Source organism: Pseudoalteromonas sp. Z9A6, from assembly GCF_011378805.1.
Lineage (GTDB): Bacteria > Pseudomonadota > Gammaproteobacteria > Enterobacterales > Alteromonadaceae > Pseudoalteromonas > Pseudoalteromonas distincta.
This window is the reverse complement of sequence record NZ_WTKZ01000058.1, coordinates 1-23,203: the sequence shown is the minus strand read 5'-3', so window position 1 is coordinate 23,203 and position 23,203 is coordinate 1. Positions and strand designations below refer to the sequence as shown.

Below are 23,203 nucleotides of genomic sequence, written 5' to 3'. Positions count from 1 at the left end.
AACCAAAAATCTTTATATTGTGTGTGAAGATGTTGTCAGTGTGAAAGGCGGCTCAAGTTCGGTGGTGACTGAATTTGGGCTGTTTTTATTTGTGCCATACAATTATTACTCCCTCCTAAAAACCTATAATCCTATTAAATATTTCTCTTTAAATCGTTTTTTATTTTAACTAACCGAATGTTTTTTATCGTGTTATTTTTTATTAACAAAATAGCTTCGAAAGCTTAACTCAAATTAATTGATTTTTAGTTGAACAGAAAATTCTCTTTGTTATACTCACGTTCGAACTTTCAGTAAGTTTTGAAAGTTTGGTTGATACGGATCAATTTTCGCTAGGCAAATATGTGCTAGCTGGATTTGATTGTATTTAGCACCTGGTTTTAGGGTTTACAACAGCAATGTTTTTTTAAATTTTTCCATTGCAAACGGTATTACTCTAATTTTGTTATAGTCATTTTAGTAGGTTAATGTCTTTGAACACACTTTCTTTGCATCATACAGCTACGGAACTTGCCTCTGGCGAGCCGCAGACGTGTGAGCGCTTGAATAAAGCAGGCAAGGGCGTGTGTGTAGCTATAACTTTATTAGTGTTTAATACTGTAATGTTGCTAAGCGGTGCATTAGAGGATGCCTTCAAGCTTGAAGCGCTATTAAGTGATGGGTTTATTGTAGAGCCACTGTTACTTAATCTTGCGCAATTTTTAGCTCATCCGATCATATCAAGTCAGTTACTTATTGGCCTTTGTTGGTTATTGTTCCATATTTGTCCAGCGCGTCGTGCTGGCATAATCCTCCGTAAAGCAGCCTTTGCTTTTAGCGAGGCTAAAGTTCTTCAGCCTGTGATCTCTTCACACGGTTGTCGTGCTCCACCTAGCTTTACAGGTTGCCTGTAACGCTGCATCTTGTTGCTGGTTTTAATTATTTGTTCTTGCTGTAAATAATTAAGGTTAGCTACAACAAAGTAGCTCCGTGTTTTTTAAACACATTTCAGCCAACCACCACTCACCCAAGTTAACTTTTATTACGTTATATAAATGCGTTTAGAAAGCTGGGTTTGTTGCTAGGTCATTAATGGCATGAGCTTTAGGTTTTGAATAGCCCCCTTATTTTTATAATTTAATTCTAGTTAACTTGGGTTTTTATTGAAAAATCGTTGCTTTGGTTTTTATTTTAAGCAGCAAATTGAAACTCTAGGTTTGTAGGATACTCCCTTGTTAATTCGTAACCTTTGTAATATTGCTTTAGCTAGTACAGTGCTGGCGTTGTCAGGCTGTAAAGGCGGGATACTCGATCCAAAAGGGCAGATAGGCATTGATGAGAAAAATTTAATCATCATCGCAACCGTGCTTATGTTGCTTGTAGTCGTTCCCGTTATTGTGATGACTTTGTATTTCGCTTGGAAATATAGAGACACTCAAAACCAAGAAATTTATGCTCCAAAATGGGCTCATTCAAATAAAATTGAAGCCGTTGTTTGGGCTGTTCCTATTGTTATTGTAATCATTTTAGGTGTTATTACCTGGCAGTCTACCCAAGAGCTAGACCCTTACAAACCAATTGAAGGTAAAGGTAAGCATCTTACTGTTGAAGTGGTTTCATTAAACTGGAAGTGGCTGTTTATATATCCTGAGCAAGGTATTGCTACGGTTAATGAATTAGTGTTCCCAGCAAATGTACCTGTTGAATATAAAATCACTTCAGAGAGCACAATGAACTCCTTTTTTATTCCGCAATTGGGTAGTCAAATATACTCAATGGCTGGGATGGAAACCAAGCTTCACTTAATTGCAAATGAGCCAGGTACGTTTAAAGGCTTTTCTGCAAATTACAGCGGCGCAGGTTTTACTGGCATGAAATTTAATGCCATTGCTACACCTACCCAAGCTGGTTTTGATAAGTGGGTGAGTGATGTGAAAGCGAATTCAAGCGCTAACAACCTGACTCATGCAAATTATGTTGAGCTTGCAAAAGCAAGTGAAAATAACCCTGTAGCCTATTACGGAAAAGTTGATGACGGCTTATTTCATACCATTGTTATGAAGTATATGCAGGCGCATGGCGATATGAACAAAAAACACCATGCAATGGGCGAACATGGGCAAATGAGTAAAAAGCATCATGAAATGAGTGAGCACTCAATGCCTTCATCTCACAGCCAAGGCGAGGAATAATAATGTCGTTATTAGGTAATCTTTCACTCGACGCAATTCCGTTTCATGAGCCAATTCTTGTGTTCACGATGTCGGTTATTGCGATAGCTGGGCTTATTATTGCCGGGCTTATTACAAAGTATAAAAAATGGGGCGTGCTTTGGCGCGACTGGATCACGTCTGTTGATCACAAACGCTTAGGCGTAATGTATATTCTTTTAGCACTAATAATGCTGTTTCGTGGTTTTTCAGATGCAATAATGATGCGTGCGCAGTTGGCACTTGCTACCAGTGGTGCGCCAGGTTATTTACCACCAGAACACTACGACCAAATATTTACTGCCCACGGCGTAATCATGATCATATTTATGGCAATGCCATTTATGATTGGTCTAATGAACATTGTATTACCACTTCAAATTGGTGCTCGCGATGTTGCTTTCCCATTTTTAAATAATTTAAGTTTTTGGTTTACAGCCAGTGGTGCAATTTTAATTAACTTATCACTTGTGTTTGGTGAGTTTGCAAAAACAGGTTGGGTGGCATATCCGCCGCTTTCGGAGCTGACCTTTAGCCCTGGGGTGGGGGTCGATTATTATATTTGGGCCTTGCAAATATCCGGGCTCGGTACACTGCTAACAGCCGTAAACTTTTTAGCAACCGTGTTTAAAATGCGTGCACCAGGTATGACCCTAATGAAAATGCCAATTTTCACATGGGCATGTACATGGGCAAACATATTAATTGCAGCATCATTCCCAATTTTAACTGCTGTACTTGCAATGCTAACGCTTGACCGTTATCTCGACTTCCACTTCTTTACCAATGAATTGGGCGGTAACGCCATGATGTACATCAACCTGTTTTGGGCATGGGGTCATCCTGAGGTATACATATTAGTATTACCAGCGTTTGGTATTTTTTCTGAAATTATTTCGACCTTTGCCGGTAAACGTTTATTTGGTTACAAGTCGATGGTTTACGCCAGCGGTGCAATCTCAATTTTAGGCTTTATTGTTTGGCTACATCACTTCTTTACGATGGGCTCGAGTGCTAACGTTAATGCGTTTTTTGGGGTAATGACCATGGTTATTGCCGTACCAACTGGGGTTAAGTTATTTAACTGGTTATTTACCATTTACCGAGGTCGTTTACGTATTAGCGTACCGGTACTTTGGACACTTGGCTTTATGGTTACCTTTACCGTAGGCGGTATGACCGGTGTATTACTTGCTATTCCTGGCGCCGATTATGTACTGCATAACAGCTTATTCTTAATTGCACATTTTCATAACACAATTATTGGTGGTGCTGTGTTTGGTTACCTGGCCGGTTTTGTATTTTGGTTCCCTAAAGCAATGGGCTTTAAACTTAATGAAAAATGGGGCAAAGCATCATTTTGGTGTTGGATTATTGGTTTCTTCGTAGCATTTATGCCGCTGTACGTACTTGGTTTCTTAGGTATGACACGTCGCTTAAACCACACTAACAACCCAGATTGGAACATATGGTTATACATTGCCGCAGGCGGTGCTGTAATTATTATGTTTGGTATTATCAGCCAGGTAATTCAATTATATGTGAGCTTTAGAGACCGTGAAGCGCTTGACGATACAACAGGCGATCCGTGGAACGGCCACACACTTGAGTGGGCTACAAGTTCACCTCCGCAAATTTATAACTTTGCAACAATTCCACATATTGATGATATTGATGCATGGACCGACATGAAAGAAAAAGGTCAAGCATATCAAGATAAGGCAAACTACAGCCCTATTCATATGCCTAAAAACACATCAGCTGGCGTGTTAATGGCAGCAAGCTTAACAGTATTTTGTTTTGCAATGATTTGGCATATTTGGTGGTTAGCTGTTGTTGGGCTAGTAGGCGGAATTGCCATATTTATCAAACGTTGTTACACCAGCGATGTAGATTACTATATACAACCTGATGAAATTGCACGCACTGAAGCTGCATATAATTCAAGTGGCATTAAGGAGCTAAAAGCGTGAGTACACTTTCTGCAAATTTAGAATCAGCAAATTTAGACTCTGTATCACACGATGATCATGCCCACGCGCATGATCATCACGATACTTCGGGTGACACGATATTTGGCTTTTGGTTATACCTAATGACTGATTGCCTATTATTTGCCTCGTTTTTTGCCACCTACGCAGTGCTGTTTATGAACACTGCCGGCGGTGTATCGGGTAAAGATATTTTTGAGCTCGACTTTGTAGCAGTAGAAACTGCTGCACTACTTATTAGTAGTATTACCTTTGGTTTTGCCATGATTGCCGCTCAAGGGCAAAAAAAGGCACTAACACTGACTTGGTTATTTGTTACGTTTTGTTTAGGTGCTGTGTTTATTGGTATGGAAGTATACGAATTTCATCACCTAATTGTGCATGGCAATGGCCCACAACAAAGTGCTTTTTTGACATCATTTTTCTCATTAGTTGGCCTACATGGTTTACATGTAACTGCGGGTCTAATTTGGATGACCATAATGATGATTGAAGTTGCTAAACGCGGCTTAGGTAAAGCAACCGTAACGCGTTTAAGCTGCTTAAGCCTATTTTGGCACTTCTTAGACATTGTTTGGATTTGTGTATTTACCGTTGTTTATTTAATGGGAGCAATGTAATGAGCCACAGCGAAACGCATGCGTTAAAGCAAACGCAAAGTGATCATCATGATGAATCTCATGGCAGTGTTAAAACTTACTTAATTGGCTTTGTGCTATCGGTAATTTTAACTGCTATACCGTTTTACATGGTAATGGAAGGTGACTTTTCAAAAGCAACAACGCTTTGGAGCATTGTTACTTTAGCAATCGTACAAATTTGGGTGCATTTAAAATACTTTTTACACCTTAATTTTACCACCGAAGATGGCCGTGCAAGTACTTTCACATTCCTATTCAGTGCTCTGATCATCGTAATGGTTGTTGGGTTATCTGTTTGGATCATTTATGAATCTAACGCAATGATGATGTACTAGGAGTTGAAGATGTTTCGTCGTTATTTATCAGTGACAAAGCCGGGTATTATTATGGGCAATTTGATCAGCGTAGCGGGCGGGTTTTTACTTGCTTCGCGCGGTGATATAGACCCATGGTTAATGATTGCCACATTAATTGGTTTGTCGCTAGTGGTTGCATCAGGTTGCGCTATCAATAATGTTATAGATAGAGACATAGATGTGGCCATGGCGCGTACTCGTACGCGGGTTACAGTAACGGGCGAAATGTCGGCCTTTGCTGCACTTAGTCACGGTATTTTATTGGGTGTTGTGGGCTTTGGTTTACTTATCGCCTACACCACTCAAGCCGCGGTATTTTTTGCAGCCTTTGGCTACGTAATTTATGTAGGGGTTTATAGCCTCTACATGAAACGCAACTCAGTATATGGCACTTTTGTAGGCAGCCTTTCTGGCGCTGTACCGCCAGTAGTAGGTTACTGCGCCGTAACAGGGCAGTTCGATATGGGCGCATTAATACTGCTAGTCATGTTTAGCTTGTGGCAAATGCCGCACTCTTACGCTATTGCTATTTTTCGCTTTAAAGATTATCAAGCTGCAGGTATTCCTGTATTACCAGTAGCGCAAGGTATCGACAAAGCAAAACGCCATATCGTACTTTACATTGCTGTATATGCCCTAGTTGTGATGTTACTGCCAATTACTGGCTACACAGGTGCTGCTTTTATGGCTGTTGCTTGTATTACCAGCTTTTGGTGGTTGCTAATGGCGCTACGTGGTTATCGTCGTAATATTGATATGAGTAGCTGGGCACGTAAAGTGTTCGCATTTTCAATTATTAATATTACAGCGTTAAGTATTGCTATGGCTGTTGATTATCATAGTGTTGCTCCACAGCTATTAACGCTTACCTAATTTAAAAATTTTTAACTATTCCAAAGTTAATCCAAAGGCTCGAAAGGGCCTTTTTTTATGCCTAAATATTAAAATAATTGAACATCAGTACTCTCGCCCTTTTACTTTCTAAAATCATCAGCATTGTAATAAAGTGGTTTAAGGGTGCCGCAGTTAATAAATTTATAGGTAAGCTCATTTTCAGCTGGGACACGTTTTGAGGTACGAAGCTTTTGCGTACATGCATTAACTAAATCAACAAAAATAAGATGGTTATAGCTCGGCGCTTGTTGAATTTTATGAATATAAATACGCTCACTCCCGCCCAGATTAATCATGTCGTAGTCTTGCCATTGCGATGATTCACTTAAATCTTTTAGATCTCTGGCATACAGTTGCTTACTCAGTTCAAGCTCTTTTTTTGAGTAAATTAAACTACCACCTTGTTGATAATCACCCTCGTAAATGTCGGCAATAATCGTAATTTCTTCACCACGCATTAAATGTTGAATATTAAACGCTTGTGGCTTAACCGTGATTAGTTCAGCATTTCTAACAAAGTTTAAGAGTGCGACATCGGGGTTTCCTATTTTATAAACAACTTGCACATCATCTGGAGAATTATAACTAGGTAAGTTAATCGCAATTATAGATGAGCCTTGATTAACCAAAGCCATAGGATGCTCAGCATTGTAAGCGGGGTCTACCGGTGGAAGTTCTGCTTTTTCTTCTTCAGCTGCGGCAAAGCCACTTAAAGTAACTAGTAATAAAGTAAGTAGTAGGCGCATTATAATCTCAATTAATTTATGAGCTTAAATTGTAGTATAAAATATATATTACATTGAGTTAATTACACTTAATACTTAAATGCCAAGCATTGTATAAAAGGCTCAAATGAGCCTTTTATACAATTTCAGGTAATCTTAAAGCGACATTAAAATAAGCACTATTTAATTGCTTTTTTTACTTCTCGCCAATCTATTATTTTAAAGTTTTGAGGTTGCTGTGGCATACGATTATAACCATCTTGTACAACTAAAATACCTTCAGGATAACCCGGTAGGGACTTAGATGTTACTGTTAACCCGTCGGTTTCTGATGAGCCATCAATACCATTAACCAAATCACTTATTACATTAAACTTACCCGTAAACTCTAAGCTAGGTGTTTTAATGCCCGCAGTATCATTATTTATTTTATACAGTACGTAGCTGTTATCACCTTGGCTGGAAACAACTAAATAACGTGTTTTGTCGCTGTGGTAAATTTCCATACCTTCAACATCATCAACAAGTTGCTCATTTATACCTTGCAGCATAACCGGTGTACTGCCTGCCGTTGGCTCTGCACCTATAAACCAAATACCGGCATCTTCTTCGCCTACAAATAATTGTCCCAGTTCATCATCTGCACTACAGCCTTCTGGTTGGCTTGGTAGGTTAAACTCGCGAACAAGTTTGCCTGTTATTTTTTCGTTATCCTCACTGATTTTATATTGCTGATACAGCCCCGATTTATCATTTACAAATACATAGTTCCCCGTATTTGACGAGTACATACATAAGCCATAAATTTCATCAAGATTGGTAGGAATATCAGCAATGTACTTCACACTATTATTAGCTTGTACTGTAAATAGACTAATACCGTTAAGCGTTCGGTTACTAGCAGTTATTAATGTATTGGTACTGTTTTTAATCGTGCTATTTTGTCGCAGGTCTACGTTATTTAAACGACCAACTTCAAGTGACTGTTCAAGCTTGCCATTTAGGCTGTATACCATTAGTCCACGGCGTTTATCGGTGCCTAAAATTAAGCTGTTTGCTGCATCTTTAGGGTTAACCCAAATTGCCGGATCGTCTGCTGCATCACCAAATGCTTGAACGGGGGCCGTTTGTGCACTTGCCTTTATTTGAGTGATTGATTGAGTGTTGGTTTTTAATGGTTTTTTGATAGGTGTTACAGGTAATGTACTTTTAATATAAGCGCCTGTTTCGTCGTTATACAGCACTGCCGTTGCCGCGTTGTTACTTGTGTAATTTACCGCTACCGATTCCAAGCTCAAGTCACCATTTAACATCCAGTTATTAAGCATTTTACTAATTGGATCATAAGCATACACAGTATTGTTTTTGGAACTAGTAAACCAGATAATACCATCTTGCGAAGCTGAAATAGCTCCTAGTTCACTGTGTAACTTTCCAAAGGGGGCGACTAAAGCAATCGGTTTTTTATCTGCTTGCGATTCCGCGTTCGCGTTTATTGCCCAAATGCCTACTTCGCTTTCACTTACATATAAGGTATTTGTTGTTGTACTTACAGCACAACCCGACGCCTCACTAACGCCAGAAAATTCACGTACATTTACGTTAACCGCTTTATTATTCGCTGTATCAAAAATAATAGTTTCGGTAATTAGCCCGCGTACATCAGGTACAAATGCCGATATTGATTCACTCGCTTTATTAGCAAATAAACACACTGTATCAGGTTGTGCTTGTGGTGAGTTAATACGTGTTAGTTCAATTGTATTCCAGCCACTTTGAGTGTGCTCAAGCTTAAATATAACAACGTTATCTTGATTGTTATCAATAGTTGCAACCAAAAATGAGTGTGTTGTTAGCTTAGTGACAGCAAGCGCTTCAAAGTTACCTTTTTTTATAATGCGGCTTTGTTGCGTTTCACTTTCAACTAACACTAAGCCTTTGCTTTCGCTTGCTAGCAACCAATTGTTATTATTTAACCATGCCGCTTGTGAGCCTTGCATGTTATCTGTTGGACCAAATTTAGTACTATTAATGACTACTTTATCAGGTGTGTTTTTTACTGCCGTATTTGTAGCCACGTTACTATTGCTACATGCACTTAATGTGCTAAGCACTAAGCTACTTACAATTAAGCTAAGAGATGTTTTTAATTTAAATTTCATGTTGTAACCTTTTATTGGTCAAAGCGCTTTTGAGTGCTGTAACGCACTTCGCCTTTATAGTTAATAGCCGTTGCTTTTAGTGCTTCATTGTTAATCGAAAAGCTCAAAAATCCTGGAGTAGCTTCTGCAAAACGCGTAAATTCACGTTGTTTTACGTAACGCGCTTCGCTACCACCACCAGATACAAAGTGGTCGAGTTTACTGCCATCTATTTGGTTATGTTGCAGGTCATGTTCGTGTCCTGCTATGTATGCTTGCACACCATTTTGCTCAAATATGGGCTCGAGTAAATTACGTAAACCTTCAGTAAGTCCATAACGTTTTCCACTGCTATAAAGTGGGTGATGACCAACCACTATTTTCCATCGAGCTTGGCTATTTGAGAGTTGGCTATTTAACCATGTTAATTGCGCTTGGCTGTTTTGCCCTTGAGTTGCTTTGTATTTTTCGCGTGTTTTGTATTCAGGGTTTAAAGTATTAGTGTCTAAAAACACCATTAATATCTGCTCGCCACCTTTTAAAGTAAAGGTTTTGCTGTAATAGCGTGCAGGTAAATTCCAGCGCTGACTTTTTTTACTGTAATCAAGTTGTGCTTGCGCATTACCTAAATAATCATGATTACCCAGTACTACATACCAAGGCTCGAATGTATGTGGACCATGGTAAATATCTTCATAGGCACTTTGCCAAAGCGGGTCGTTAACACTTGCTACCCCATTGGGATAAAAGTTATCGCCCGTTGAAATAGTAAAATCACCATCCGTTTGAAACATCGCTATTTCTAACTGGTGCGCTACGTCTTTTTGATAAAAGTGCCCGTTATGACCCCAATCACCAATAACCGTAAAATTTAAGCTCTTAGGCAGCGCAGTCAAGTTTGCAATTTTTTGTTGCTCGTATAATGCGTCGGTGTACGTTACGTTTGCCAATACGCTTTGTATACTGCATAGACCAAGTGTTATTAGCAGTAATGTTTTTTTTATCATTATTGTTCTCCCATGTTGGTAGCGCTAAATAAAGTGATTAGCGCTACCTCATAAACTTATTTAAAACGCGTAACGCAGCATAAGTTGATAAACCGGACCCGCTTCTTCAGATTCAATTTCGTACTCATCAAAGCTTCTACTAAATTGATCATCAACGGTATCAAATTTATTAAAGGTTTCGTCTTTACTTGCATCAAGTAGGTTTGAACCTACCAAGCGCAGTGTTACATCTTCCCAACGTTTTTCTATAAATACTTCAAAATCGGCACTGTAAGATGTAGTTATTTCTTCACCTACAATGCGTCCATAGGCATCACCTTGCTTGCGGTAAGTTGCGCCAAATGCAGCTTTAAGTTCGGGTAAGTCTTGAATAAACCCAACGTTATAAACGTAGTCTGATTGGTCGTTAAATTTGCGAGTTCCAAAAAAGTCGGTTACTTCACTATCGAGCCATGAGTAATTTAAAAATACACCCGTATTAGGCATGCTAAATGCGCCAAGTGGTGTCGATAAATCAAGTTCAACTCCTTTTACATTACCATCGCCTGTGTTGCGTGGTTGCAGTACAAACGTACCGTCGCCTTCAGAGCCTTCTTGTTCTGTGTTGGCAATTTCTATTAAGTCATTTACTTTGCGATAAAATAAATTAATACCGACAACACCACTTTTTCCTAAGCGATACTCGTAGCCTAAGTCCATACCCCAAGCAGATTCTGGTTTTAATTCAGGGTTACCTAGTTGGTCGTTATCGCCAAGTTCTTTTTCGATAAGTGCCGGCGTTAAAAAATCAAACTCAGGGCGGCGTAAACTACGCGCAATCGATGCACTTATACGCCCATTTTCGCTAACGTTATAACGAAAGTGTGCCGAGGGGAGGATAAAGTCGTAACTATTATTTTCGGTCACGCCAATTGTTTTATCATTAATTTTAGAATCGGTAGACTCCCAGCGAACGCCCAGCTCCCAAGCAAATAAATCGTCTTTGTGCTTAATAAGAGCAAATAAGTCAAAGCGATCTTCTTCTAAAGTGTTTACACCACCAGTAACCGCTTCGTACTCGCTATTAAATGCAGCAAGCGTTAAAGGTGTTGTTGCATATTGATCCCAACTGGTAAGTGCTAATTCAAGCTCGTCTGTGGCTTCAAAAATATTGCTATCGCGCTTTTTATTTTGTAAAAATGCACCAAACTGAATTTCTTTACTGTCACCCCAAGGTTGACTGTGTTGCCATTGCAGAGTCCATTCTTTATCGTCTATGTTGCTGCGAGCTTGTTCTTCTTCAAATATCATTGGCAGCTCAGACGTATCTAGTTCTACTTCTTGCTCATAGACCGACTCTTCAAACTTGGCTATACCAAATTTAAACTTACTTGTGCCGCTTAAAAGTGGAAATTCATAAGCGGTATTGATGTTGTAATTAGTCTGGTCAATATACTTAACATTGGCATTATCTGTTTCTAAGTTACCGCCATTTATAATGTCGTTATTGGTTGCAATCGGATCGTTGTATTCAAATGAACGTTCATCCTCAGTACGCTCTGTATCAACCCACATAGCGCTAATATTAAACTGACTATCGTCGTCAAAAACAATTTCGTAGCTGGAGTTAAGTGACGTGTCGTCGCCATCGCGAGTGTCAGATTGGTCTTCGCGGTTATCAAATTCTTCTGTTTGAAAGTTTATATTGTTTTCAGGGCTATCACCGTAGCGCAAACTAGTTTTTTGTTTTGGGTTATATCTGCCTTGTAAATTTGCACCAAGTAATAAGCGCCCACCAGCCAATTCAGTACCGTACACTGCAGCTAAGCTTTCTTTAAATTCACCATCGTTATAAAGCAAGCCACCAGCACGCAAGTAACCGCCATCTAAACTGTAACCATCGCGCAATACAATATTTAATGTGCCCGCAATAGCATCGGCTGAGCGGTTAGCACTTGATGAGCGAATTATTTCAACGCGTTCAATTAACTCAGCCGGAATTCGGTCAACAAAAAATGAACGATCGGCACCAGCGCCAGGTACTTCTTCACCGTTTATAAGCACCTTTGTATAAGCAGGGCTTAACCCCCGCATACGTGCACCATCCGATTCAAGCACATCCGATAAAAATGTAACACTGGGTACTCGTTTTAATGCATCGCCTGCGGTCAATGGTTCAAAACGTTGAAAGTACTCTTGTGAATACTCCAAGGTTGGTGCGAGTTCGTCTGAACGGTTTCTGTAGCCAATTTCACCATATACAACAATTTTGTCAGAAACTTCGATATCTTTTTTTGTGGTTTCTTTTGCATCATCTTCTGCATAAGCCGTCAAATTACATAAGGCTAATGCGGCTACCAGTGCTTTTATTTTAAAGTCTTTCATTGTATTTGCTCTTGGTTATTGCTGGGTTGCTTCTTGGTATGGCGAGCAAGCTAAAGATATTTGATTACGTAAATGTGACAGGGTTTAGGTTTAATACATGTATTTAGAGGTATTTGAGCAATATGTAGAACGTATTGAGCTTTTATCACTCCTTGAAAAGTCAGGTGTTATGTACCGTGCAGGGCTATTTTAAAAGTAGGTATCATCTCGTTGTCATATAGCTGAGCTAATATGACCCTGCTAACACAAACTTGTATGAACTAACTTTAAAACTCATTTATAAACGAGATACCGCACATGCGATTTAACCCCTTTATCAGCCACCAATTATTAATAAACGCTATTATTGCGATGTTTTTTAGTGCTGTGTTTTTAAGTAGTTATTTAGGTGTATTAAAAACTTACGCCAGTATTCAGTGGCTCGATATTATGGGGGAGGGCGGTATTGTATTAATGACCCTTGTATGGATTGCCGCGTTATTAGTTTCAAGACCACCGAGTAAAGTAACCACTTACTTAGTGATAGGTGTTGGGCTATTTATGTTCTCGGCAACCCTAGATTTACTTGATGAATGGCTAATGCATCCCGCCCATCAATGGCTCAGTTGGATTGAATCTCTGCCAGCCCCTTTAGGCATGTTGTTAACGAGTGTGGGTTTGTATTATTGGCATCAAGAGCAGTACGTATTAAATCGTCAGCTACGCCGCCGTGAAGCGCATTTACGTGAGCACGATAAGGTGTGCTCAGTTACAGGTCTTTATAAGGCGCAGTACCTAGATTCTGCAATTAAAGAGCAACTTACGAGCAAACAACCACTCTGGCTTGGCGCGATTGATATTCGTGATTTTTCGCATTTTAATAGTGAGTTTGGCTTTAGTGAGGGCGACCGGTTACTGCGTGAAATTAGCGAGCTATTGTTAATGAATTGCCGACTAAGTGATGTAGTGTGCCGTTACGCAGGAGATTGCTTTATGGTACTAATGCCAGCTACTACAGAGCAGCAAGCTAAAGAGCTAATGGCACAAATTAAAGGAGCTCTAAAGCATTGTGCATTTAAAGTTGAAGCATCTAAAAAAGCAAAGTTTCAATATGTCACTACCGCCTTAATACAAGGTAATAAGCATAGCAGTACAGATAAACTAACAAGCCAACTGCATAGTCAATTACAACAAAAAAAGCATCAACAAAAAGTAGCGCACCGTGCACATGTTTGTTAGCCAAGACGATAAATATTTAAGCGCTCAAGGGCTTATTACGTCAGCTGTAGAGCTTGCTCAAAGCCGAAACATAAATTTACATAAGCTGCTACGCGGTACCGGTATTTTTGAACAAGACTTACTTAATTTTCAGCATACATTTAGTGTGTCTCAGCAGGTGCGTTTATTAGCTCAATTTAAGTTGTTGATGAAAAGTACTGACAGTGGTTTTTTACTCGGTAGCCAACTTATTAACGACACTCGAGCCGAAGCTCAGGCATTAATATATAGCGATAATTTAGCCCAAGTATTAAAGCAATTATTACTTTTAAGAATGCAATTAGCGCCTTTGCTGTTTAGCCAAACGTATATTAAAAACGATAATGTTTATATTTACATTCAGCCAGCACATGGGCTTGATGAAAGCCTTTACCATTATGTGCTAGAGATATATAGCACTGCATTTTATAGTTTACTTAAACGAGTGAGCGAAAGTTACCCGCATTGTCAGTTCGACTTTGCTTTTAAACGCCCTCGGCATATTCAAGAATACGAGCAAAATTTAGGGCTAAAGGTAAGTTTTGATAAGCCATGTACTCGCTGGGTATTAAATAAAACCATGTTAAGGGCTAAAAACCCGCACGCGAGTCAATTACGATTTATGCAAGCGCAGTCGCAGCTACATAATAAAAGCGTAGTTAGCATGACTTTTATTGAAGCCGTCTGCAGATACTTATACTCTCATCCAAGTGCTAATTTAGAGTGTACCGCAAAGCACTTTGCTATGAGCTCAGCTACATTTAAGCGCAGACTCAAACTCAATGGGGTACGCTTTTCAGCGTTAATAGATGAGCAAAATAAGCACAAAGCTATTTACCTACTTACTCTGTGCGCTAAACATAACGAACAAGTCGCTGAGCATTTAGCTTTTTACGATATACCTAACTTTCGGCGCGCCTTTAAGCGCTGGACAGGCTTAACACCTAACCAGTTAAAAGCGCAATAAGTTACTCAGTTGCCATGTCGATGGAGTGCAACAATGTTCGTGCATTTAAATGAAGGTTTGGATCTTCTGGATTTGACGTATTAGTCAGCCAAATTACATTGCCTTCTTTATTTACAAACAATGTAGTAGGTGTGCCTCGTATACCTAATTGCTGTGCTATTGCATCGGCTTTTACAGCTGTTTTAAAAGTATAACCTCTTTCGCTAAGTGCTTTAGCGGGGGTAGCATCGTCATCTTCTTTAAAGCTCACGGCAATAACTTTTAAGCCCATATCATCAATTTTTTGAAGTGCTGGCTGCAGCTTTTTACAGTACGGACACCACGTTGCCCAAAAGTGTAAAACGTAAGGTTGACCTAATAAATCTTGAGTATTGAGTGGCGACCCATCAGCCATTTGTAAATTTAATGTAGGCAATTTAGGATATGTTGCTTCTGAGCTTGTATCTTGTGCGTAAGCTGTAAAGCTTAATAAAGTTAGCGTGATGGTAATAAATAGCTGTTTCATAATATGCTCTTTTTTATTTTACATATTAAACAAGAACGATAATTTAACATTTTTATTTCAAACTAAAAGCCAGCAGCTTGTTCAACAACAATAGCGTGGCGTTTAGCGAGGCGTAGGTGATCTCTATCGTAACCTCCACCTATCACAGTAGCTACAGGTGTATTGTGTTCAAGGCAGCGTTTTAATACTAAATGGTCACGTTTAGCTATGCCATCCCAGCTAATATCTAACTTACCCAAGCCATCACCTTGCCAAATATCAACGCCAGCATCGTAAAGTACTAAACTCGGGTTTAGCTCTTTAAGTAAATAACTTAGTGTTTCGTCAACTATGGCAAGGTATTCGTCGTCCTTCATATTATTTGCCAGGCCAATATCTAAATCGCTAACGGACTTTCTAAAGGGGAAGTTTTTTTCGCAATGGATAGAGCAAGTATACGCATAGGGTTGATGCTGTAACATTGCGGCTGTGCCATCACCTTGGTGCACGTCTAAATCAAAAATAAGTACGTTAGTTACCTCACCTGATTCAATTAAAGTTTGCGTGGTAAAGGCCAAATCGTTAACCATACAAAAACCTGAACCAAAGTCATTATGTGCGTGATGTGTACCACCAGCAAGATGACACGCTATACCGTGTTTAAGTGCTAAGCGGGCTGTCTGTAGCGTTCCTTGAGGGGCTGTAAATGTACGTGCCATAAGCTCTTTTGACCAAGGTAGACCAATGCGACGCATTACTTTTTCATCTAAGCGGTTGTGCCATAAATCTTGGATATAATTATCGCAATGCACAAGCTCAAGCGGCTCTGGCGTGCCTAATATTGGCTCAACTAGGTTACTGCCGATTAAACCAAGCTCTGCAACATGTTGATATAAATGTGCAAATTTACTCATTACAAAGCGATGCTTAGGATCAAAGCTAAACGAGTAGTTAGGATGGTATACCAAAGGCAAATGAGGATTTAAGCGCATATTTACAAGCTTTATAAAGTTTGCGCTATGGTAATCAACTTAAGTGAATGAGTCTATTGTGAGTCATTAATAAGTGACGCTAATTCGCGATGCAGTAGCTCATCATTGGCTAAGTTTAGCTCTATTAAGCGCTTTAAATAAGTAATACTGTCTATATCAATGTGATGGCATTTTAAACCAATATGATCGGCTTCAATATGGCAAATCACTACTTCCATTTTTATTTCTATATCGCTTTGAGGCAATGTAAAACGCAGTATTGCTTGCGTATTGTGGCTGCCAATAAATGCATCACAATTAGTGACCAACGCGCCATGTAACGATAGATCGAGTAATTTACACGGATACTGTTGGCTATCAAAACATAACAGGGCGTTAGTTGAAAATAGCACACGAGAAAACTGTCGACGATTTTGCATAACCTAATTTAGCCTTACTGTTTTTATAATAAATTAAGCATAGCGGGTAATTCTCTACATGCTAGCAAGATGTGCTCCTGTAATGCTGGTGGCATAAAAAAGCCCTGCAAAGTGCAGGGCTTAAGTTATACAAACATAAAATTAACCAATATTTTTAGCCAATTTTTTTGTATTTAATACGTTTAGGTTGAGTTGCCTCAGCGCCTAGGGTCTTTTTAAGCCACTCTTCATATTCAGTGTAGTTACCATCAAAGAAGTTAATTTGACCTTCATCGCGGTAATCTAAAATATGTGTAGCAATACGGTCAAGGAACCAACGGTCATGCGAGATACACATTACACAACCTGGGAACTCTAAAATAGCGTTCTCCAGTGCACGTAGTGTTTCAACGTCCAAGTCATTGGTTGGCTCATCGAGTAGTAACACATTGCCGCCAGCTTTTAATAACTTAGCAAGGTGTAAGCGGTTACGCTCACCACCTGATAGGTCTTTAACAAACTTTTGCTGATCGTTACCTTTAAAGTTAAAGCGACTTACATATGCTCGGCTTGGGAACTCAAAGTTACCAATTTTCAGTACGTCTTGTCCGTCTGATATTTCTTGAAAAACAGTTTTGCTTTCGTCCATACCGTCGCGGAACTGATCAACAGTCGCAAGGTGTACTGTTTCGCCAACGCTGATGCTACCGCTGTCTTGCGTTTGCTCACCGCTTATCATTTTAAACAGTGTTGATTTACCCGCGCCATTCGCACCAATAATGCCCACAATGGCACCTTTTGGCATGCTAAAGCTTAAGTCATCAATTAAAACACGATCGCCAAAACTCTTACGAAGATTAGTTACTTCAAGTACTTGGTCACCTAAACGCGGGCCAGGTGGAATAAACATCTCGTTAGTTTCGTTACGTTTTTGGTAATCAGACTGCTGCATTTCAGTAAACTGAGCCATACGTGCTTTTGACTTAGCTTGACGACCTTTAGGGTTTGAACGAACCCATTCAAGTTCTTGCGCAATTGATTTTTGACGAGCTTTTTCAGATTTTTGTTCTTGCTGTAAGCGCGCATCTTTTTGTTCAAGCCAAGAAGAGTAGTTACCTTCCCATGGAATACCTTCACCACGGTCAAGCTCCAATATCCAACCAGCTACATTATCAAGGAAGTAACGGTCATGCGTTACTGCCACAACAGTGCCTTCGTAATCGTGTAAGAAGCGCTCTAACCATGCAACCGACTCAGCATCTAAGTGGTTAGTAGGCTCATCAAGAATAAGCATGTCTGGTTTTTCAAGTAATAATCGACATATAGCAACACGACGACGCTCACCACCTGAAAGGTGCTCAATTTTAGCATCCCACTCTGGCAGGCGAAGTGCATCAGCTGCGCGTTCTAAAACGTTGTCGATGTTATGACCATCGTGCGCCTGAATAACAGCTTCAAGCTCGCCTTGCTCTTTTGCAAGTGCGTCAAAGTCAGCGTCTTCCATGGCGTATTCGTTATACACTTCGTCAAGACGTTTAAGTGCATGTTTAACTTCGCCAACAGCTTCTTCAACAGTTTCACGTACTGTTTTACTTTCGTCTAAAATAGGTTCTTGCGGTAAATAACCAATTTTAGTACCAGGCTGAGGATGTGCATCACCTTCAAAATCTTGGTCAACACCGGCCATAATACGCAGTAACGTAGATTTACCAGAACCGTTTAAACCAAGCACACCAATTTTAGCGCCAGGAAAAAAGTGCAACGAAATATCTTTTAAGATAGTGCGCTTAGGTGGCACAACCTTAGATACTCGACTCATCGAGAATATAAATTTATCAGGTAAAACCATGGAGGAAAGCCTTCAAATAATAATAAAAATTTCAATGTTGTATTGTAGTGGCTGACGGGTGAAACAGTCAACGAATGGCGGGTTTTAAAGCACCAAAGCATGCTTGTAAGTAAAATATAAAATCATGAATAAATTTCATTTGGACATCTATACATCTAGAGGTTGATATTTTTTACTTTCAGTTCATAATTAAGCCTCGGTTTTTATGAGCGGGAGTAAAGTATGCCAATTACAGTAAAAGACGAGTTGCCGGCAATTGCACGTTTACGTCAAGAAAACGTATTTGTAATGCCAAAAAGTCGTGCAAAAACGCAAGAAATACGCCCAATGCGTTTGGCTATTTTAAACTTAATGCCTAATAAAGTAGAAACCGAAGTTCAGTTTATTCGCTTACTTGCCAATTCGCCTTTGCAAGTAAACGTAGAACTACTGCGCCTCGACACTCACCGCAGTAGCAGCAATTCAGAAGAGCACCTTGATACCTTTTATCGTTATTTTTCTGAGGTTAAAGACAACAATTACGATGCATTAATAGTAACTGGTGCGCCACTTGCCCATTTAGAATACGACGATGTAGCGTATTGGGATGAGCTAAAAGTCATTATTGATTGGGCTGAGCAACACGTTACCTCTACGTTGTTTTCGTGTTGGGCAGCGCATGCAGCGTTATATCACCGTTACAATTTAAAGCGCGATTTAAAAGACGATAAACTGTGTGGCGTATTTACTCACCAGTGTTATTTTGATCACGGTGCACTGACTCGCGGATTCGACGATACCTTTTTAGTACCACACTCACGCTACGGCCATATTGATATAAATAAAATAAACGCCTGTGAAGAGCTCGTTGTACTGGCAGGTTCTGAGCGAGTAGGGGCTTACTTACTTAAAAATAAATCAGGTAGCCAAGTGTTTATAACCGGCCACCCAGAGTACGACGCCGACTCGCTAAAAGCAGAATACGAGCGCGATTGTAAAAAAAGCCCTAATGCACCAAAGCCCGAAAATTACTTTCCGGATGACGATGCAACCAAACAACCTTCAAAAACGTGGCAAAGCCATGCTTTTTTACTTTTTTCGAACTGGTTAAATTACTACGTGTACCAAACCACACCGTATGATATTAATTTAGTTAGCCAAGACGTGAGGACTAACAACTATGCCGAATAACGCGCCTACAAATAATAAACAAGCCGAAATAAGTGCCGCATTAAAAGAACGCATTTTAATTTTAGATGGCGCTATGGGCACCATGATCCAAGATCATAAGCTAGAAGAAGAAGACTATCGCGGAGAGCGTTTTAAAGACTGGCATGTATTAATTAAAGGCAATAACGATTTATTAAGCCTAACCAAGCCCGACTTAATCACTGATATTCATCGTTGTTTTTTATCAGCGGGCGCCGATATTATTGAAACCAACACGTTTAACTCGACCACTATTTCGATGGAAGATTACGACATGGCAAACCTAAGCCGTGAAATAAATCTAGAGTCGGCTAAATTAGCACGCGCAATTTGCGATGAATTTACGGCTAAAACGCCAGAAAAACCGCGCTATGTAGCGGGTGTTTTAGGGCCGACATCTAAAACGTGTTCAATTTCGCCAGACGTAAACGATCCGGGTTACCGAAACGTTACCTTTGATAAGCTAGTTACTGCGTATGTAGAGTCTACCCTTGCATTAATGGAAGGCGGCGCCGATTTAATACTAATCGAAACTATATTCGACACGCTTAATGCAAAAGCCGCCTCGTTTGGTGTAGAAGAAGCCTTTGAGCAAGCAGGGCGCACATTACCAGTGATGATCTCGGGCACTATTACCGACGCCTCTGGACGTACGCTTTCTGGGCAAACAACCGAAGCATTTTATAACTCTATTCGCCATATTAAGCCTATTTCGATTGGTTTAAACTGCGCGCTTGGCCCTGATTTACTGCGCCAATATGTAGAAGAGCTTTCGCGCGTGTGCGAAACCTTTACATCGGTACACCCTAATGCGGGCTTGCCTAATGAGTTTGGTGAATACGACTTAGAAGCGCCTGAAATGGCAGCCGAAATTATCGATTGGGGTAAATCGGGCTTTATTAATATTGTAGGTGGATGTTGTGGCACCACGCCTGCGCATATTCGTGCTTTTGCAAAAGGTCTAGCGGGCGTTAAACCACGCCAACTGCCAGAGCTTGAAGTACGCATGCGTTTATCAGGCCTTGAAGCCTGTAACTTAAATTAAGGAGCCAACATGACCCAACAAATAGCAGTATTTACTAATGTCGGCGAACGTACCAATGTAACCGGTTCTGCCATGTTTAAACGTTTAATCATGGAAGAAGACTTTGAAGCCGCGCTAACAGTGGCCCGCGAACAAGTAGAAAATGGCGCACAGGTTATTGATATAAACATGGACGAAGCCATGTTGGACTCAAAAGCCGCGATGGTTAAGTTTTTAAACTTAATAGCCTCAGAGCCTGATATTTCACGCGTACCCATTATGGTCGACTCCTCTAAATGGGAAGTAATAGAAGCAGGCCTAAAGTGTATTCAAGGTAAGGCCATTGTTAACTCTATATCGCTAAAAGAGGGCGAAGAGCCGTTTATTCGCCAAGCTAAAATAATAAAACGCTTTGGTGCAGCTGCCGTTGTAATGGCGTTTGATACTGACGGGCAAGCTGATACAGCAGACCGCAAATATGAAATATGTGCCCGCAGCTACAAAATATTAGTAGAAGACATTGGTTTTCCACCAGAAGATATTATATTCGACCCTAATATATTTGCCGTAGCCACCGGTATAGAAGAGCACGACAACTACGCTGTAGAATTTATTGAAGGCACACGCCGCATTAAACAAAACTTACCGCACTGTAAAGTGTCGGGCGGGGTGTCAAATGTATCGTTTTCATTTAGGGGTAATAACCCAGTACGTGAAGCTATTCACTCGGTATTTTTATACCACGCCATAAAAGCGGGTATGGATATGGGCATTGTAAATGCAGGGCAACTCGCCGTTTACGACGACATCCCAGAAGAGCTTCGTAAAGCCGTTGAAGACGTAATACTTAACACAGACCCAGGTGCAGGCGAGCGTTTAGTAGAGCTTGCACCAAAATACTCTGGTATGGCACAAGCTGAGCGAGTAGAAGATTTAGAGTGGCGCACATGGCCTGTAGAAAAACGCCTTGAGCACGCGCTTGTAAAAGGCATTACTACCTTTATAGATGAAGATACCGAAGAGTGCCGCGCTGCTGCCGATAAACCTATTCACGTAATTGAAGGGCCGTTAATGGATGGCATGAACGTGGTAGGTGATTTATTTGGCGCAGGTAAAATGTTTTTACCACAAGTGGTTAAATCGGCGCGCGTAATGAAACGAGCCGTAGCCTACCTAGACCCATTCATTGAAGCCGAAAAAGAAGAAGGTTCAACCAATGGTAAAATAGTGATGGCGACCGTAAAAGGCGACGTACACGACATAGGTAAAAATATTGTAGGCGTGGTACTACAATGTAATAACTATGAAGTTATTGATTTAGGCGTAATGGTACCTGCCGATAAAATACTGCAAACCGCCATCGACGAAAAAGCCGATATTATTGGTTTATCGGGCTTAATTACCCCATCGCTTGACGAAATGGTACACGTAGCAAAAGAAATGAAACGCCGTGGTTTTGAACTGCCACTACTCATTGGTGGTGCAACTACCTCTAAAGCGCACACCGCAGTAAAGATTGAGCCGCAATATGACAAAGGCGTTGTGTATGTAAATAACGCCAGCCGTGCAGTTGGTGTGGTTTCAAACTTACTATCAAAAGACATTAAACCTGACTTTTTAGCTAAAACTAAAGCTGAATATGTAAAAGTACGCGAGCAACAAGCGCGTAAAAAACCACGCTCTAAGCCTGTTACAATCCAGCGCGCACGCGATAACGCAGCAAAGCTTGATTGGGATAACTACACACCACCTGTGCCTAACAAGCTGGGCGTGACCGAGTTTAAAAATGTATCAATCGCTACTTTGCGTAAATACATAGATTGGACGCCATACTTTATGACGTGGTCAATTGCCGGTAAATACCCGCGCATAATGGACGATGAAGTAGTAGGCGAGCAAGCGCAAAGCTTATTTAAAGACGCTAACGATATGTTAGACGACCTTGAAAAAGCAGGCAGTTTGCAACCACTTGGTGTAATTGGTTTATTCCCGGCTAACCGCGTTGGAGACGACATAGAAATATACACCGACGAAACACGCAAAGAAGTATTAACTACTTCGTGCCATTTACGCCAGCAAACCGAAAAAACCGACTTTGCTAATTATTGCCTAGCCGACTACATAGCACCAAAAGGCACGCCTGATTACTTTGGCGCGTTTGCAGTAACGGGCGGTCTAGAAGAAGACGACTTAGCAAATGCGTTTGACGCACAGCAAGACGATTACAACAAAATAATGGTTAAAGCGGTTGCCGACAGGCTCGCCGAAGCGTTTGCAGAATACCTACACGAAAAAGTACGTAAAGAGTATTGGGGTTTTGCACCAGACGAAAACCTAGCAAACGATGAGCTAATACGCGAAAACTACCAAGGTATTCGCCCAGCGCCAGGTTACCCAGCGTGCCCAGAGCACACCGAGAAAAAGAAAATTTGGCAGTTGCTCGACACCGAAAAACGCATTGGTATGCAGCTAACTAGTTCGTACGCCATGTGGCCAGGTGCTGCTGTTTCGGGTTGGTACTTTTCACACCCTGAGGCTAAATACTACGCAGTAGCCGCAGTACAACGCGATCAAGTAGAAGACTACGCTAAACGAACCAATATGACGCTTGAAGAAGCTGAACGTTGGCTATCGCCTAATTTGGGGTATGATCCGGAGTAAATAGAGCTGCGGTCTGCTATTAGTTAAAATAAAAACGGGCCAAGTTGGGCTAATGCCGATCAGTTAAGAAAATGACCGGTTGACCGATCCAAACGA

At 40.5% G+C, this 23,203-nt stretch carries 19 protein-coding genes; 11 read left to right on the top strand and 8 right to left on the bottom strand.

Translation table 11 applies throughout. The features are described from left to right. The first annotated feature begins 473 nt into the window (after positions 1-473). From GQR53_RS16995 to cyoE, 6 genes are all read left to right on the top strand, one after another. A complete protein-coding gene (locus GQR53_RS16995) occupies positions 474-893 on the top strand; it encodes a hypothetical protein (RefSeq protein WP_002958097.1) in 420 nt (139 codons plus the stop codon). Positions 894-1,211: 318 nt separating this feature from the next. Then, a complete protein-coding gene (cyoA, locus tag GQR53_RS16990; RefSeq protein WP_024603771.1) occupies positions 1,212-2,171 on the top strand; it encodes a ubiquinol oxidase subunit II in 960 nt (319 codons plus the stop codon). Positions 2,172-2,173: 2 nt separating this feature from the next. Further along, entirely contained in the window at positions 2,174-4,162 is a 1,989-nt protein-coding gene (gene cyoB / locus GQR53_RS16985; protein WP_149594194.1) for a cytochrome o ubiquinol oxidase subunit I, read from the top strand. Beyond that, a complete protein-coding gene (cyoC, locus tag GQR53_RS16980; protein WP_149615280.1) occupies positions 4,159-4,800 on the top strand; it encodes a cytochrome o ubiquinol oxidase subunit III in 642 nt (213 codons plus the stop codon). The genes cyoB and cyoC overlap by 4 nt, the downstream gene beginning before the upstream one ends. Then, positions 4,800-5,156 carry a cytochrome o ubiquinol oxidase subunit IV gene (gene cyoD, locus GQR53_RS16975; protein WP_024603769.1) on the top strand — a complete coding sequence of 119 codons (357 nt, stop codon included), beginning with the start codon at positions 4,800-4,802 and terminating at the stop codon, positions 5,154-5,156. Before cyoC ends, cyoD begins: the two co-directional genes overlap by 1 nt. A 9-nt stretch (positions 5,157-5,165) precedes the next feature. Continuing rightward, positions 5,166-6,050, top strand: coding sequence for a heme o synthase (gene cyoE, locus GQR53_RS16970; RefSeq protein WP_002958102.1), 885 nt, complete (start codon positions 5,166-5,168; stop codon positions 6,048-6,050). 101 nt (positions 6,051-6,151) lie between these two features. On the opposite strand, the gene GQR53_RS16965 is transcribed toward cyoE, so the two are convergent. The 4 genes from GQR53_RS16965 to GQR53_RS16950 all read right to left on the bottom strand — a co-directional run bounded on the left by GQR53_RS16965 (position 6,152) and on the right by GQR53_RS16950 (position 12,308). Continuing rightward, positions 6,152-6,817, bottom strand: coding sequence for a hypothetical protein (locus GQR53_RS16965; RefSeq protein WP_165744653.1), 666 nt, complete (start codon positions 6,815-6,817; stop codon positions 6,152-6,154). A 158-nt stretch (positions 6,818-6,975) separates the two neighbouring features. Then, entirely contained in the window at positions 6,976-8,958 is a 1,983-nt protein-coding gene (locus GQR53_RS16960) for a phytase (protein WP_165744651.1), read from the bottom strand. Positions 8,959-8,969: 11 nt separating this feature from the next. After that, the gene (locus tag GQR53_RS16955; RefSeq protein WP_165744649.1) at positions 8,970-9,944 is read right to left on the bottom strand and encodes a metallophosphoesterase; all 975 of its coding nucleotides are present in this window, start codon (positions 9,942-9,944) and stop codon (positions 8,970-8,972) included. A gap of 60 nt (positions 9,945-10,004) precedes the next feature. After that, positions 10,005-12,308: a TonB-dependent receptor gene (locus GQR53_RS16950; RefSeq protein WP_165744647.1), complete on the bottom strand. Its 2,304-nt coding sequence runs from the start codon at positions 12,306-12,308 to the stop codon at positions 10,005-10,007. A gap of 297 nt (positions 12,309-12,605) precedes the next feature. Between GQR53_RS16950 and GQR53_RS16945 the strand changes: the two genes are divergently transcribed. Together GQR53_RS16945 and GQR53_RS16940 are read left to right on the top strand one after the other, a co-directional pair. Next, positions 12,606-13,526 carry a GGDEF domain-containing protein gene (locus GQR53_RS16945; protein ID WP_165744645.1) on the top strand — a complete coding sequence of 307 codons (921 nt, stop codon included), beginning with the start codon at positions 12,606-12,608 and terminating at the stop codon, positions 13,524-13,526. Then, positions 13,510-14,511, top strand: a complete 1,002-nt coding sequence (locus tag GQR53_RS16940) for an AraC family transcriptional regulator (protein WP_165744643.1) — start codon at positions 13,510-13,512, stop codon at positions 14,509-14,511. Before GQR53_RS16945 ends, GQR53_RS16940 begins: the two co-directional genes overlap by 17 nt. 1 nt (position 14,512) lies before the next feature. Here the strand turns inward: GQR53_RS16940 and GQR53_RS16935 are convergent, their stop codons facing one another. The 4 genes from GQR53_RS16935 to ettA form a co-directional block, all read right to left on the bottom strand. After that, positions 14,513-15,016, bottom strand: coding sequence for a TlpA disulfide reductase family protein (locus GQR53_RS16935; protein ID WP_165744642.1), 504 nt, complete (start codon positions 15,014-15,016; stop codon positions 14,513-14,515). 62 nt (positions 15,017-15,078) lie between these two features. After that, a complete protein-coding gene (locus tag GQR53_RS16930; RefSeq protein WP_165744640.1) occupies positions 15,079-15,987 on the bottom strand; it encodes a histone deacetylase in 909 nt (302 codons plus the stop codon). 53 nt (positions 15,988-16,040) lie between these two features. Next, positions 16,041-16,406, bottom strand: a complete 366-nt coding sequence (locus GQR53_RS16925) for a PilZ domain-containing protein (protein ID WP_165744638.1) — start codon at positions 16,404-16,406, stop codon at positions 16,041-16,043. Between the two features lie 154 nt (positions 16,407-16,560). Then, positions 16,561-18,234: an energy-dependent translational throttle protein EttA gene (ettA, locus tag GQR53_RS16920; protein WP_039486820.1), complete on the bottom strand. Its 1,674-nt coding sequence runs from the start codon at positions 18,232-18,234 to the stop codon at positions 16,561-16,563. A gap of 222 nt (positions 18,235-18,456) precedes the next feature. Between ettA and metA the strand changes: the two genes are divergently transcribed. Genes metA through metH form a run of 3 tightly spaced genes read left to right on the top strand, consistent with a single transcriptional unit; the run spans position 18,457 to position 23,107 of the window. Next, complete coding sequence (gene metA, locus GQR53_RS16915) at positions 18,457-19,404, top strand: homoserine O-succinyltransferase (protein WP_002958117.1); 948 nt, start codon at positions 18,457-18,459, stop codon at positions 19,402-19,404. Next, complete coding sequence (locus GQR53_RS16910) at positions 19,394-20,467, top strand: homocysteine S-methyltransferase family protein (RefSeq protein WP_165744636.1); 1,074 nt, start codon at positions 19,394-19,396, stop codon at positions 20,465-20,467. The genes metA and GQR53_RS16910 overlap by 11 nt, the downstream gene beginning before the upstream one ends. A 9-nt stretch (positions 20,468-20,476) precedes the next feature. After that, positions 20,477-23,107, top strand: a complete 2,631-nt coding sequence (metH, locus tag GQR53_RS16905; RefSeq protein WP_165744634.1) for a methionine synthase — start codon at positions 20,477-20,479, stop codon at positions 23,105-23,107. The last annotated feature ends 96 nt before the right edge of the window (positions 23,108-23,203 follow it).

Bases quoted from the DNA above. Each gene is read 5' to 3' on its own strand.
- GQR53_RS16910 (WP_165744636.1), top strand. From the start codon at position 19,394: ATGCCGAATAACGCGCCTACAAATAATAAACAAGCCGAAATAAGTGCC.
- GQR53_RS16925 (WP_165744638.1), bottom strand. From the start codon at position 16,406: ATGCAAAATCGTCGACAGTTTTCTCGTGTGCTATTTTCAACTAACGCC.
- GQR53_RS16945 (WP_165744645.1), top strand. From the start codon at position 12,606: ATGCGATTTAACCCCTTTATCAGCCACCAATTATTAATAAACGCTATT.
- GQR53_RS16965 (WP_165744653.1), bottom strand. From the start codon at position 6,817: ATGCGCCTACTACTTACTTTATTACTAGTTACTTTAAGTGGCTTTGCC.
- GQR53_RS16955 (WP_165744649.1), bottom strand. From the start codon at position 9,944: ATGATAAAAAAAACATTACTGCTAATAACACTTGGTCTATGCAGTATA.
- GQR53_RS16960 (WP_165744651.1), bottom strand. From the start codon at position 8,958: ATGAAATTTAAATTAAAAACATCTCTTAGCTTAATTGTAAGTAGCTTA.
- GQR53_RS16950 (WP_165744647.1), bottom strand. From the start codon at position 12,308: ATGAAAGACTTTAAAATAAAAGCACTGGTAGCCGCATTAGCCTTATGT.
- ettA (WP_039486820.1), bottom strand. From the start codon at position 18,234: ATGGTTTTACCTGATAAATTTATATTCTCGATGAGTCGAGTATCTAAG.
- GQR53_RS16930 (WP_165744640.1), bottom strand. From the start codon at position 15,987: ATGCGCTTAAATCCTCATTTGCCTTTGGTATACCATCCTAACTACTCG.
- metA (WP_002958117.1), top strand. From the start codon at position 18,457: ATGCCAATTACAGTAAAAGACGAGTTGCCGGCAATTGCACGTTTACGT.
- GQR53_RS16935 (WP_165744642.1), bottom strand. From the start codon at position 15,016: ATGAAACAGCTATTTATTACCATCACGCTAACTTTATTAAGCTTTACA.
- cyoD (WP_024603769.1), top strand. From the start codon at position 4,800: ATGAGCCACAGCGAAACGCATGCGTTAAAGCAAACGCAAAGTGATCAT.
- cyoB (WP_149594194.1), top strand. From the start codon at position 2,174: ATGTCGTTATTAGGTAATCTTTCACTCGACGCAATTCCGTTTCATGAG.
- cyoE (WP_002958102.1), top strand. From the start codon at position 5,166: ATGTTTCGTCGTTATTTATCAGTGACAAAGCCGGGTATTATTATGGGC.
- metH (WP_165744634.1), top strand. From the start codon at position 20,477: ATGACCCAACAAATAGCAGTATTTACTAATGTCGGCGAACGTACCAAT.